Source organism: Staphylococcus sp. EG-SA-10, assembly GCF_017151945.1.
Classification (GTDB): domain Bacteria; phylum Bacillota; class Bacilli; order Staphylococcales; family Staphylococcaceae; genus Staphylococcus; species Staphylococcus aureus.
The window spans coordinates 77187-89380 of sequence record NZ_JACVZJ010000004.1 but is presented as its reverse complement, the minus strand read 5'-3'; the positions used below and the strand labels follow the sequence as shown (position 1 = coordinate 89380).

Below are 12194 nucleotides of genomic sequence, written 5' to 3'. Positions count from 1 at the left end.
ATAATAAGGCATCTCACAATCGTGGGGTGCCTTTTACATTTGTAGAGATGTGATGCTTGAATTGATTTGCCAAAAGTTATATAAATTTGTACCAAATAAATTAAATTTTGTTAGGAGAGATGTATAAAACTAATTAGGTATAGTGTTTGATAAGTAGCTGAATAAAATATATCTTATGATGCTTTGAAAGTAGGAATAATTTTAAAAATAAAAAACCAATAATCAGAGTCATACTCATCAGATTATTGGTTGAAATTAATTATCTTAAGTCATCAATCGCTTTAGCAATTGAATCAAATACATGTGGGATATCTTCTTTTTCTACACAGCTAAACGCAATACGAATATCTGTTGCATTTAGTGCAATAACACCAATTGAATATTTTTCAATTAAATGTTTACGAAGTTCTTCAGGGTCAACATCATGAACTTTTATTGCCATAAAGTATCCAGAGTTAAAGTCATAGGCTTGCCAATGTGAATGATATTTATCAGCATAGACAACTTCCTTAGTGACTTCATAGCGTTCTTTTAATGTTTGAATATTTTGTTCGATTTCTTTATCGAATTGTTTATTATTTTTTAATACATGCTTAACAGCGCTTTGTGTTGGAAGAGGTCCACTAGAAATGTTACTTCGTATAAGACCTTTTACTTTGGCTTCTAATACTTCTTTAGTTGTTTGATCAGACGTTCCAAATGTCATAAATCCAACACGGAATCCCCATGCGAAAAATTCTTTTGTTGCACCATCTAAACGAACAGGTAATATTGCATTTGAATTTAAATTAGATAATGCAGTAAATAATGATTGAGTATACACATCTTCATAGAATAAACCATAGTATGCGTCATCCACAACAGCTATAACTTTTGTACCTTTATCAGCTAATGCTTTAATTGCATCGACGATGGTAGTCACTTCTTTATGCGTAGGTGTGTAACCTGTCGGATTATTAGGATAATTTAAAATCATAATGACTTTATCTTTATTGTATGATTGTAAAGCTTCTACTAGTGAATCAGTAGTATAATGCCCGTCTTTATCAAAGATAGGATATGTTTGAAGGTTTGCACCATTTCTCGTATTGAAAACAAGTTTGTAATTACCCCAATTATGCTCTGGTAACAAGATAGTGTCACCTTGATTTACAAATAAATCGCCAACTAAAGATAAACCATGTGTTAATGCATTCGTAACAATTGGTAGAGACATGTTGTCGATTGATAGCTCTGGATTGTCACGCAACATTTTTTGTTGCCATAAATCACGTAATTCTTCGATGCCTTGTGGTGGCGCATAAGGGAATATCTCATCTGGAGTTAAATCATTAAACATTGCATCTAAAGATGATGCAAACATTTTTCCGTCTTTGTTTGTCGCCATACCTATAGTTGCATTATATGTTGTACTCTTTGCTTCAGCAGATTGAGATAAAATGCCTTTTGGATAAAACATATTTTGACCTAAGTCAGATAACATTGCAAAGGCAGTTGCATTTGACTGTTGAAGTTGTTCATTTAAGCTTTGGGCTAAAGGATTCATTATTGCTTAACCTCTCTTTAAAAAAATTGTATGCCTATATATTATCTTCAATTATACCAAAGATAAAGTGTTGTTGGTGAATTAACGAATAATATGTAAAATCCGCTATCAAAATACGAACATATGTTCTGTTTTTGTGTTAGAATAGGTGTAGGTCATCCTTCAGTATGATACTTTAGTCGAACGGAGGTGTAGTGTAATGATGTGGTGGCAAGAAGGGATGATGACACTTATTACAGGTGGCTTACTAATTATTTTTCGACTTTGGTTAGAACTGAAATGGAAAAATAAAAAATGATCCTACACACATAAATAACCCCAAGTCTGCTGGTACCAGACTTGGGGTTGTGTAGTATAATTCTGTGGATACACTTAAATAATATCATTGAACACAATATATCGCAATCAATAATCATTTTGATTGAATGGTTTTGTTGCGCTATTTTAGTTGAAAGTGATTAGCCCCTTGAACTGTTGAAATTCAATAACTTATTAAAAAAATTTATATTTGTTATAATAACGATGTTGAGGTGAAAGAAGTTGAAACATCTAACGAAAGTATTTGTAGCATTAGCAATTATTTTATTTATTGTTGGTTATTATTTACAAGCAACAAACCATGAGAGCCAAGGTATAAAACTATTATTGGCAGCAATTATGTTTATAATTTGTGCTTTTATAAGTAGAAGTAATGATCGACGTAAAAATAACAAATAGAATTGACTGTTTTAAACGACTGTTCTTGATGACGCGACAATCACCGTTAAAGTATAAGAATATTCGTTTTGACAGTCTTTTTTATTGAAATAGACAATGCAAGATTAAATGGTAGTGTCATTTCATTTTATTCAACTGCTAATATTACAATACTCAGTGTTATTTCTGAAGACTGGTTGATAATGAGATATGCATATTTACAAAAATGTGTATATTGTGTATATTGTATATATACAGAAGGTGATAGGGGGACGTTGATGAAAATAATTTTAAAAAACAATAGTGATTTTCCGATTTATGAACAGATTAAGCAACAAGTAAAACAAAATATTTTAAAGGGGCATGTTGCTCCTGGAGAGCATTTGCCATCAATGAGGGAACTTGCCAAAGATCTTCAAGTAAGTTTGATTACTACCAAACGTGCTTATGAAGATTTAGAGAAAGACGGTTTTGTTACAACAATTAGAGGAAAAGGGACCTTTGTTAAGGAACAAGATAGTTCTATTTTAAAAGAGAAACAATTTTTTACCATTGAAAATTTGGTTAAAGAATTGGTTAATGAAGCGCAAGCCATCGAAATGTCACTTGAGGAACTTCAAGATATTTTAACGTTCATTTATGAGGAGGAATCATCATGAATGCCATAGAATTAAGTAATGTTAATTATTCAAGTGACCAGTTTAATTTAAAGAATATCTCTTTCAAAGTTCCTCAAGGATTCGTCACTGGTTTTATTGGTAGAAATGGCGCTGGTAAAACCACAATAATAAGGTTAATTATGGATTTGTATCAACCTCAAACTGGTGTTATTAGAGTATTAGAAGAGGATATGGCTCTCAATCCGATAGAGTTAAAGAATAGAATTGGGTTTGTTTACGCTGAAAATTATTTTAATGAGAGATGGACTACGAAGCAACTTGAAAAAATGATTGCCCCTTTTTATCGTAAATGGGACCATCAAGTATTTGAATTTTATCTTGAAAAGTTCGATTTACCAATCAATAAATCAATAAAAACATTTTCGACTGGCATGAAAATGAAATTATCACTAGCAGTTGCATTTTCACATCATGCTGAATTGTATATTTTTGATGAGCCTACTTCAGGTCTTGATCCCTTAGCTAGAAATGAGCTATTGGAGATAATTCAGCAAGAATTAATTGATGAAAATAAAACAATATTCATGTCGACACACATTATCTCAGATTTAGAAAAAATAGCTGATTATATCATTCACTTAAGTGACGGTGAAGTTATCTTAAATGGTTCAAAAGAACAACTGTTACAAAGATATCAAGTTGTGAGTGGTGCAATTGAGGACCTTGATGATGAATTAGCATCTCTACTTATTTTTGAAGAACATAAGCGTACGGGATTTATAGGATTAACAGAACATGCGCAAGTATTTAAAGAAATTTTAGGTCATAAAGTGAATATCACTACACCTTCTATTGAGAACCTAATGGTTTATCTTGAAAAGAGAAAACCTAAATATCATGAAAACATCAAATTGATGGAAGAAGGTTTTTAAATGAAGGCATTGTTAATTAGGAATTTTAAATTACGACGATATACACTTATCATCTATGTTCTATTATTAACCTTATATCCTTTTTATATAATGCTTGACTCAACAAAGTTCTTTTACTTATTGCAATCTTTTATAAGTCCAACAATATTGATTATTTGGATTTTAGATGCTGGTCACTTATTTAGACTCAATCGTAGATTAGGTGGTAATGATTCATATTATTTTTATATGAGTTTACCAGTGTCAAAAAAACAATTGCTTAATGCCAACTATATTACATGCATTGTTTTAACATTAATTGGAACGCTTGTTATTAGTTTATATGCTTATGAAGCAGATGTGATTGAACCAAATTCAATCTATTTTTCAACTGCATATGCATTTGTCATATCTAACTTCTTGTCTATACCAATTGCATTTAGTCAATTTACAGAATTGCGTAGAGTCAAAGTGCCATATGGTATATACGTGTTTACTATTATCATTTTAGTTCCATTTTTATTTTCAATTGCAATAGTGTTGGTGAATTATTTTGTTCTAAGTCAATCATCATTCCCAGATCTATATTCATATATTTTAAATATTGGTTTTCTAATTATAAGCATTGTTATACTTATTGTTAATTATTTTAAACAGCTCAATAAAATAAATACTAGAAAATTTAAAGGAGGCAGTCGATGAAATTAGAACATATTACAAAAAAATACGGCTCAAATGTCGTTTTAAATGATATTGATTTTGACTTTGGCGATAGTAGAATTGTCGGATTAATAGGAAAAAACGGTGTTGGTAAAACAACCGTTATGAAAGTAATGAATGGTAATATTATTAAATTTGATGGAAAAGTAGATATTGATAATGCAGATAATATCGGTTTTTTAATTGAGCATCCTAAATTATATGATAATAAATCAGGATTGTATAACTTGAAATTATTTGCACAAGTATTAGGTAAGGGTTTTGATAAAGCATACACAGACAAAATTATAGATGCATTTGGTATGAGACCTTATATTAAAAAGAAAGTTAAGAAATATTCAATGGGGATGAAGCAAAAGTTAGCAATTGCAGTATCTTTAATGAATAAACCTAAATTTTTAATATTGGATGAGCCTACAAATGGTATGGATCCAGATGGCTCAATTGATGTGCTGACTACAATTAAGTCTCTAGTAAATGAACTTGATATGAGAATTCTAATATCAAGTCATAAGTTAGAAGATATTGAATTAATTTGTGATAGAGCTGTATTTTTAAGAGACGGACATTTTGTTCAAGATGTAAACATGGAGGAAGGTGTTGCATCTGACACAACGATAGTTACTGTTGATCATAAAGACTTTGATAGAACTGAAAAATATCTTGCAGAGCATTTCCAATTACAAAATGTCGACAAAGCAGACGGACATTTAATGATCAATGCACAAAAAAATTATCAAGTTATACTAAAAGCATTATCTGAATTTGATATTTATCCGAAATATATTGAAACACGTAAAAGTTCATTGCGTGATACGTACTTCAATATAAATCAAAGAGGTGATAAATAATGAGAATTTTAAATTTAGTTAAGTATGATCTTTATAGTATTTTTAAAAGTCCTTTAACATATTTAGCGATACTAGTCGTATCTAGTTTGATTGCAACTCAAAGTATACTTATGGCAAATTCGATGGATAACCCGAAACATATTATTGTCTATGGATCTGTATTTGCTGCAGCAAAATGGTTATTGTTAATAATTGGATTAATGTTTGTTGTTAAGACAATTACGCGTGATTTTTCACAAGGTACAATTCAACTATATATGAGTAAAGTTAAAACACGCGTTGGATACATTATTTCGAAAACAATTTCAATTATTTTAATTTCAATATTATTTGCATTAATTCATTATGTGATTTTGATTGTTGTGCAGGCATCTAGCAATGGAAAAAATTTGGCGTTTTCTAAATATGTAGATAATTTATGGTTCTTCCTAATCTTTTTACTATTCTTTGGCTTGTTTTTATTCTTAATCACACTTGCATCACAAAAAACAGCAATGATATTTTCATTAGGTGTATTTTTAGTACTCATTGTACCGTTTATTAAACCTTTTATTACATTTATCCCAAGATACGGTGATAAAGTTTTAGATGCTTTTGATTATATCCCTTTTGCTTACTTAACTGATAAAATGATTAGCTCTAACTTTGATTTTAGCAATTGGCAATGGGTAATTTCATTAGGTTCTATAGTGATATTCTTCATTTTGAATATCTTATATGTCGCTAAAAAAGACATTTAATAAAAATAATTTTGAGGTTGGGAATTTTAAATTTTCCCAACCTCAAAGTTTGTCTTATTGTAAATTTATTTATTTTCTAATTTATTTAGGATGGAATTATAAACTGCTTTCCAAAATGAAGCGTCAGTTTTATAGCGGTTTGATATAACTAAGTGTGTTTCTTTTTCTAAATCTGCATAGTCTGGATGATCTTTGCTCGGTAATTTATCAGCACGAACATCAGTTACAAATTTTTGGACTTCATTTGCTCTTGGTCCCCAAACTGTTTCTTGTTCGAATTGATCATTCAAGAATACGAAGATAGGAATTGCACGTGATTTACCATTTGTTAAATATTGATCGATCAGTTTTGTATCATCATCTCTATGGAACACGCGTACTTCTAAATTTAATGCTTCACTGATGTGTTTTAGAATTGGGAGATTCATCATTGCATCTCCACACCAGTCTTCAGTAATTACTAATACTTTAGAATAATTCATCTCTTTTATTTTTTTGATGCGTGAATCATCTTCTGGTAACTCAAATGATTGATAGATACTGAGAACGGTATCTTGATTTGTCTTCATTCCATCAATGTATTCATTTAAGGGTTGGCTATTTTTGAAATAAGTTTCTAAATTTGTCATTGTAAAAACCTCCTTTAGCATTTACAACATTATACCAATTTATAGTAATAAAAGGTAATGAAATAAATTAATTGCAAATTCTTTGTTAATTTTTGTTAAGGATGAAACGGGAAGCACCTTATGCTATATTTAAATAAGTACAAAGAAAGGGTGACATCAGTGCGTATTCAAAATCGCTGGGTTGTGTTTATATTATTTTTAATCTGTTCTTTTGGTGTATTAATTGGTTTATATCAATATCGTCATACGAAAACTGTGGATTTGTCTAATCTTGAAATAAACGATATTAAATTAAATGAGAAGTTTGATAAAAAAGGCTATGAAGTAAATAAAAAAATTAAGTTTGATCGTTTTAAATTTTATAACAGTAAAGCTCACCCTGACCTTACCGTTAAAGTGAGAGAAAAGGATAACATCGTTAAGGGGATAATATTAGTAAGAGATGAAAAGATACATACTAATTTTGATGGGGGAATTGGTTCGCCGATAAATAACGCGATTGAAAATCTTGGATTCGGATATAAAAGAACAAAAGTTGGCAATGATTTCTCATCGGTAAAGTATATTGATAGAGATAACCATTTAAAATTAAACTTACTTTATCAAGATTTAGAAATTAAACGTATTGAATTTTTTAGTAAATAGCTTTAGGTCTTAAAGTTATAAAAAACGAATGAATAATTTTATTGGGATGAGTGACCTATATGAACAAGATTACTTATTTAAATGAATTAGAAACAGCACTTGATGCGCTACCTAGGCATTTAAGAGATCAAAAAATGTATGAATATGAACGTTATTTTTATGAGCAAGAACTTAATGGCGTTGATGAAGAGGAAATTTTAAAGAAGTTAAAAGACCCACAAGATGTTGCAGCTGAAACAAAAGCTAGAAGTGTTATTGATTATGCTGAATCTAAACCAACATTTGAAAATATTTCAAGAGCTGTTGCTGCTTCATTAAGTTTAGGCATTCTATCTATTTTTGTCATCCTTATACCAGTATCTATAGTTGGATTATTTGTATTAGCATTATTTTTAATATCACTTTTGTTGCTGTTTTGTCCAATTATTTTATTAGCATCAGCAATATCCAGAGGAATTGTAGACTCAATTAGTAATGTATTTTTTGCCATATCATATTCAGGATTAGGATTAGTATTTATCATTGTCATATTTAAGATTTTAGAATACATTTATCGTTTAATCTTAAAATATTTACTTTGGTATATTAAAACTGTCAAAGGAAGCGTTAGAAAATGAAGAAATTCTTTTTTATTGGGCTTTTAGTGTTTGTTGTCTTTTTTACAGCAGCAACCATTATTTGGTTCAGCTATGATAAAAACAAATATGGTACTAAACAATATGATAAAACATTCAAAGACGATGCTTTTGACAATGTATCTATAAATTTGGATAGTACAGAACTTCGTATAAAACGGGGGAATCAATTTAGAGTTAAATATGATGGTGACAATGATATATTAATTAATATAGTAGATAAGACGTTGAAGGTTAGTGATAAAAGGTCTAAGACAAGAGGATATGCAATTGATATGAATCCTTTTCATGAGAATAAGAAAACGTTAACGATTGAAATGCCTGATAAAATGATCAAACGTTTAAATATATCGTCTGGAGCAGGAAGTGTTAGAATCAGTGATGTTGATTTAGAGAACACAAGTATTCAAAGCATTAACGGTGAAGTAGTTATTAAAAACTCAAATCTTGACGCACTAGATTCAAAGACAAATGATAGTCCTACTTATATTAGTAAAAGTAACATTAAAAATAGTAATATTAAAGTTGTTATTGGTACGCTACAAATCGACAAGAGTCAAATTAAACAATCCATATTTTTAAACGATCATGGTGACATTGAATTTAAAAACATGCCATCAAAAGTAGATGCAAAAGCTTCTACTAAACAAGGAGATATTCGTTTTAAGTATGATAGTAAACCTGAAGATACTATACTAAAGCTAAATCCGGGAACGGGTGATAGCGTAGTTAAAAATAAAACATTTACTAATGGTAAAGTTGGGAAAAGCGACAATGTTTTAGAATTTTATACGATTGATGGTAATATCAAAGTTGAATAAATAAAGGATGTAAGCACCGATATTAGGAAGCATAATTTCTCTAATATCGGTGTTATTTATTTGTTGGCAAAAGTTAAGTCGGTATCTATATTACCAGTAAAGTGAGTGATATTAAGGTCTTGACCATCTAACCATGATTTGAAATCTATTATTTCTGGTGGCGCATTTTCTCCCAATGTAAAATATGCAGTTAATGTTTCAGGGTGATACATTGATGTATGGATGGTGCCAGACCAGCTTTTGAATAGTTTACTGTAAATTTCATACTGAGGATTATTGAATAACTTAAATGCTGTAGTCATATCTAAATTATCATTAGTTTGTGAAATGGTACGCGCTAGTCTTTCTTTAGATTCTTTTGTATAATTGCGATTTTCATGTGTTAATATTTCAAAATGATTTGTACATATATTATCATAACGAACATCTATTGATCTCGGCGTCACTTCAACAATTGCATGGTTCAATGATTTGTCCATCAGTATGTAGCTAAATGAGCTTCTGTGTGGTATTTCTTTCAATAATTGGATTGCTTCTGTTACATTTCGGCAATTTTCAAGAATTAGACGACCAATCATATAACATACAAAACCATTTGCTGGTTTCTTCCGGTGCATAAAGTTATAGCCCATAGTTAATCCTGACTCATTCATACCATCCATTCTTCCAGTTACCCTTGATACAGGACCAATTTGAGCTAAACCGCTATCTGTAGGTTGATATAGTAAGTAGCGACCATCATAAGTTGCAGGGTGGTAATCATAATTTCGAACCATGAAGTCTTTGCCTTCAAAGACCGTGCAACCACTTTCTTTTAAATCGGTAAAACGATAATGTCCAAAGTTTAAAATAATTTGGCGTGTTGGCATTTTGAGTATACTTTGTAGTCCCATTAATTCTTCCCATATTTGAGGTGCGTAAGTTTGGAATATTTGATAAGTTTCATTTACATCTATATCGAAACGTGGGACACGTTTTTTCCATTCTTTTTCTCGGTTTTTTAGCAGAGGCGTTTGTTGAAGCCATTTACCAGTTTTAACACCTAACTCGAAATGTGAACCTCTAAAAGTCATGATATCTGATGTCACTTGTTGCATATCATCGGCCCCTTTCTTTTTAGTTGTAATATATTGTAAATAAATAGTAATCGTATGTATATTGAATGTCATGTTAAATAAAGTTATATTTTACTAAATGAAATATAAAATTGTTTGAGGTGATTTCTCGGTGTATAAGACTTATCAATCAGTTAAAACATATTTTTATAGATGGTGGGGATATTAAGTTAAAAACTTAAAATCATCTTATCATAAATATCAATCTTAAGTTAGCATTCACGATAATAGTCATTGTTAACATTAGCATATAAGGTCATGTCACGTTGAAACAGAGGTTCCTCGGCATTTTTGAAAATAATCATTAGCTTGCTCGCTATATAATTTGATGAATATATTTCGTAAAAGTGGGTATTTATTTAATGATTATTCTATATATGATAGTATAATGAAATGTAGATAGGTATTTAATTTAACAGAGGTGAAATTGAGATGTGGAATTTTATTAAATGTGTGTTTAAATTCGTATTTAGCTTAGTTGCTATTACAACATTAGTTGCTGGTGTTGGTGTAGTAGCATTTGCTTATATCTTTAAAAAAGATTTTGAAGATATTGAAAGAAAAACTAAAGAAATTATTTCTGATATCGAAAGTAAAAATAACTAATAACATTTAGGCAAGGACAATATAGATTGTTCTTGCCTTTAATTATGTTCAAAGCATTAAGGTAACAAGACAATATCTAAGATATCAAAGATAGAAATTTTTTGACGTTGTTGCTGATTGTAAACATAACCATCAATTTCATAATTAATAGCATCAATACGATAAATGGTTAAGCGTACTGAATCTACAAAGCCATTATTATAAAATTTAACTTCTACAGGTTGGGCATATTGTAGCGCCTCGTGTAGCCGAATGTTTAGCTCAGCCAATTGATCATCTGATAATACAGGACGTGTAATTTTGTTTTGGTCGATAATGTATTGTTGAATCGTTTCGAATTGTTCGGGTAATGTTGCAAAAGGTTATATATATGTTGAAGAATATAGACTATTTTGTTTAAAATGAATCATATTTTAAGAAAAAATGAACAAAGTAAAAATATTAAATAGTCTTTTTTTATTACGTGTAATAAGTTTAATATGTATGATGTAAAAAGAATTTGAATAGTGTATACTTATACTATTAAAATTAGAAATGAGATTATTATGAAAATAGTAGAAGTAAAATCTAAGAATGGTACCAATTTTATGATTTTAGATGGTAATAATGAACCTATAGTAGATGCAGTAAGATATTTGAAGTATCTGGATAGTGTTAAGAAAAGTTTAAATACCAAGAAAACCTATGCCTATGCACTAAAAAATTTTTTTGTTTACTTAGAAAGTAAAAAGATATGCTATAAAGAAGTTAGTTTTGATAACTTTGTTGATTTTATAAGATGGATGAAAACACCTTTTGAATATGAGAATGTCCTCTCTTATCACCGAAAAGAAAAAAGCATTAGTCCTAAGACAATTAATCTGACTATGACTGTAGTATCTAATTTTTATGATTATCTCTATAGGAGTAAAAAATTAGATGTTAATTTCTATGATTTTATGCATATGGAAAGTAAATACTCTAAAAAATATAAAAGTTTCATGCATCACATAAATAAGGACTATAGAACGTTGAAAAATATTTTGAAAGTTAAAGAACCAAAGAAAAAAATAGAAGTGTTAACTAATGCGGAGGTTAAGAAATTATTAGAGGAAGCTAATAATATTAGAGATAAATTCTTAATACAATTACTATATGAAACCGGATTACGTATAGGTGAGGTATTATCATTACGTATTGATGATATTAAATTTGACTTTAGAAAAGGCCATCAAATAGTTTTGAAAAATAGATTTAATGATAATGGTACTTATTTGAAAACTGGGGAAAGAAAAATATTTATTTCCCAATCGTTAATTGATTTATACGATGATTATGTCTACGAAATAATTGACGAACTTTCAATATGTTCTGATTATCTTTTTGTAAAAATAAAGGGGAGAAATGTAGGAGAAGCTATGAATTATAGTGATATATATTCATTATTTAAAAGGCTAAAACATAAAACATCTATAAATGTTCATCCTCATTTATTTCGCCATACACATGCAACTGTTTTTTATAATGAAACTAAGGATATAAAACAAGTTCAAGAAAGACTTGGTCATAGTAATATACAAACGACTATTAATTTATATGTTCATCCCACTGAAGAAGATATACGTGAAGATTGGAATAAAGTAAAGCATCAATTTCAAGTTTTTAATAAAGGGGAATGAC

The 12194-nt window shown here is 29.6% G+C and carries 15 protein-coding genes and 1 pseudogene; 12 read left to right on the top strand and 4 right to left on the bottom strand.

Translation table 11 applies throughout. From position 1 onward, the window contains the following. Positions 1–259: 259 nt before the first annotated feature. Positions 260–1546 (bottom strand): aminotransferase class I/II-fold pyridoxal phosphate-dependent enzyme, encoded by a 1287-nt coding sequence (locus IDG45_RS05040; RefSeq protein WP_001068524.1) that lies wholly within the window; start codon positions 1544–1546, stop codon positions 260–262. A gap of 199 nt (positions 1547–1745) precedes the next feature. Between IDG45_RS05040 and IDG45_RS05035 the strand changes: the two genes are divergently transcribed. The 7 genes from IDG45_RS05035 to pmtD all read left to right on the top strand — a co-directional run bounded on the left by IDG45_RS05035 (position 1746) and on the right by pmtD (position 6084). Next, positions 1746–1844: a Trp-rich small protein gene (locus IDG45_RS05035; RefSeq protein WP_000990056.1), complete on the top strand. Its 99-nt coding sequence runs from the start codon at positions 1746–1748 to the stop codon at positions 1842–1844. A 242-nt stretch (positions 1845–2086) separates the two neighbouring features. Continuing rightward, positions 2087–2263 carry an SE1626 family protein gene (locus IDG45_RS05030; RefSeq protein ID WP_000681972.1) on the top strand — a complete coding sequence of 59 codons (177 nt, stop codon included), beginning with the start codon at positions 2087–2089 and terminating at the stop codon, positions 2261–2263. 257 nt (positions 2264–2520) lie between these two features. Further along, positions 2521–2901, top strand: coding sequence for a PSM export ABC transporter transcriptional regulator PmtR (gene pmtR / locus IDG45_RS05025; protein WP_000691584.1), 381 nt, complete (start codon positions 2521–2523; stop codon positions 2899–2901). After that, positions 2898–3794 carry a phenol-soluble modulin export ABC transporter ATP-binding protein PmtA gene (gene pmtA, locus IDG45_RS05020; RefSeq protein WP_000991298.1) on the top strand — a complete coding sequence of 299 codons (897 nt, stop codon included), beginning with the start codon at positions 2898–2900 and terminating at the stop codon, positions 3792–3794. Before pmtR ends, pmtA begins: the two co-directional genes overlap by 4 nt. Then, positions 3795–4475, top strand: coding sequence for a phenol-soluble modulin export ABC transporter permease subunit PmtB (gene pmtB / locus IDG45_RS05015; RefSeq protein ID WP_000645727.1), 681 nt, complete (start codon positions 3795–3797; stop codon positions 4473–4475). Further along, the gene (gene pmtC, locus IDG45_RS05010) at positions 4472–5344 is read left to right on the top strand and encodes a phenol-soluble modulin export ABC transporter ATP-binding protein PmtC (RefSeq protein WP_000763047.1); all 873 of its coding nucleotides are present in this window, start codon (positions 4472–4474) and stop codon (positions 5342–5344) included. The genes pmtB and pmtC overlap by 4 nt, the downstream gene beginning before the upstream one ends. Continuing rightward, entirely contained in the window at positions 5344–6084 is a 741-nt protein-coding gene (pmtD, locus tag IDG45_RS05005; protein WP_001221656.1) for a phenol-soluble modulin export ABC transporter permease subunit PmtD, read from the top strand. The genes pmtC and pmtD overlap by 1 nt, the downstream gene beginning before the upstream one ends. A gap of 65 nt (positions 6085–6149) precedes the next feature. Here pmtD and IDG45_RS05000 read toward each other — a convergent pair whose 3' ends face one another. Next, on the bottom strand, positions 6150–6713 hold the full coding sequence (locus IDG45_RS05000; protein ID WP_000182842.1) for a thioredoxin family protein: 564 nt from the start codon (positions 6711–6713) through the stop codon (positions 6150–6152). 120 nt (positions 6714–6833) lie between these two features. On the opposite strand from IDG45_RS05000, the gene IDG45_RS04995 reads away from it, so the two are divergent. From IDG45_RS04995 to IDG45_RS04985, 3 genes are read left to right on the top strand one after another with little or no spacing between them, the layout of a single operon-like run. After that, positions 6834–7358, top strand: a complete 525-nt coding sequence (locus IDG45_RS04995) for a membrane protein (protein WP_000966288.1) — start codon at positions 6834–6836, stop codon at positions 7356–7358. Between the two features lie 59 nt (positions 7359–7417). Next, positions 7418–7975 (top strand): HAAS signaling domain-containing protein, encoded by a 558-nt coding sequence (locus IDG45_RS04990; RefSeq protein WP_001033968.1) that lies wholly within the window; start codon positions 7418–7420, stop codon positions 7973–7975. Further along, positions 7972–8814 carry a DUF4097 family beta strand repeat-containing protein gene (locus IDG45_RS04985; protein ID WP_000713074.1) on the top strand — a complete coding sequence of 281 codons (843 nt, stop codon included), beginning with the start codon at positions 7972–7974 and terminating at the stop codon, positions 8812–8814. Before IDG45_RS04990 ends, IDG45_RS04985 begins: the two co-directional genes overlap by 4 nt. A gap of 56 nt (positions 8815–8870) precedes the next feature. Here IDG45_RS04985 and IDG45_RS04980 read toward each other — a convergent pair whose 3' ends face one another. Continuing rightward, entirely contained in the window at positions 8871–9911 is a 1041-nt protein-coding gene (locus IDG45_RS04980) for a C45 family autoproteolytic acyltransferase/hydrolase (protein ID WP_001188066.1), read from the bottom strand. Positions 9912–10361: 450 nt separating this feature from the next. Between IDG45_RS04980 and IDG45_RS04975 the strand changes: the two genes are divergently transcribed. Continuing rightward, positions 10362–10535 carry a hypothetical protein gene (locus IDG45_RS04975; protein WP_000267034.1) on the top strand — a complete coding sequence of 58 codons (174 nt, stop codon included), beginning with the start codon at positions 10362–10364 and terminating at the stop codon, positions 10533–10535. Between the two features lie 56 nt (positions 10536–10591). Here the strand turns inward: IDG45_RS04975 and IDG45_RS04970 are convergent. Beyond that, positions 10592–10897: pseudogene (locus IDG45_RS04970) on the bottom strand (YolD-like family protein); the annotation flags it as partial. Positions 10898–11080: 183 nt separating this feature from the next. Between IDG45_RS04970 and IDG45_RS04965 the strand changes: the two are divergent. Further along, complete coding sequence (locus IDG45_RS04965) at positions 11081–12193, top strand: tyrosine-type recombinase/integrase (RefSeq protein WP_000706213.1); 1113 nt, start codon at positions 11081–11083, stop codon at positions 12191–12193. Position 12194 lies beyond the last annotated feature (1 nt).

Excerpts from the sequence above, each read along its gene's own strand:
- pmtA (WP_000991298.1), top strand. The coding sequence starts at position 2,898 with ATGAATGCCATAGAATTAAGTAATGTTAATTATTCAAGTGACCAGTTT.
- pmtB (WP_000645727.1), top strand. The coding sequence starts at position 3,795 with ATGAAGGCATTGTTAATTAGGAATTTTAAATTACGACGATATACACTT.
- IDG45_RS04985 (WP_000713074.1), top strand. The coding sequence starts at position 7,972 with ATGAAGAAATTCTTTTTTATTGGGCTTTTAGTGTTTGTTGTCTTTTTT.
- pmtC (WP_000763047.1), top strand. The coding sequence starts at position 4,472 with ATGAAATTAGAACATATTACAAAAAAATACGGCTCAAATGTCGTTTTA.
- IDG45_RS04995 (WP_000966288.1), top strand. The coding sequence starts at position 6,834 with ATGCTATATTTAAATAAGTACAAAGAAAGGGTGACATCAGTGCGTATT.
- IDG45_RS05035 (WP_000990056.1), top strand. The coding sequence starts at position 1,746 with ATGATGTGGTGGCAAGAAGGGATGATGACACTTATTACAGGTGGCTTA.
- pmtD (WP_001221656.1), top strand. The coding sequence starts at position 5,344 with ATGAGAATTTTAAATTTAGTTAAGTATGATCTTTATAGTATTTTTAAA.
- IDG45_RS04980 (WP_001188066.1), bottom strand. The coding sequence starts at position 9,911 with ATGCAACAAGTGACATCAGATATCATGACTTTTAGAGGTTCACATTTC.
- IDG45_RS04965 (WP_000706213.1), top strand. The coding sequence starts at position 11,081 with ATGAAAATAGTAGAAGTAAAATCTAAGAATGGTACCAATTTTATGATT.
- pmtR (WP_000691584.1), top strand. The coding sequence starts at position 2,521 with ATGAAAATAATTTTAAAAAACAATAGTGATTTTCCGATTTATGAACAG.
- IDG45_RS05040 (WP_001068524.1), bottom strand. The coding sequence starts at position 1,546 with ATGAATCCTTTAGCCCAAAGCTTAAATGAACAACTTCAACAGTCAAAT.
- IDG45_RS05000 (WP_000182842.1), bottom strand. The coding sequence starts at position 6,713 with ATGACAAATTTAGAAACTTATTTCAAAAATAGCCAACCCTTAAATGAA.
- IDG45_RS04975 (WP_000267034.1), top strand. The coding sequence starts at position 10,362 with ATGTGGAATTTTATTAAATGTGTGTTTAAATTCGTATTTAGCTTAGTT.
- IDG45_RS04990 (WP_001033968.1), top strand. The coding sequence starts at position 7,418 with ATGAACAAGATTACTTATTTAAATGAATTAGAAACAGCACTTGATGCG.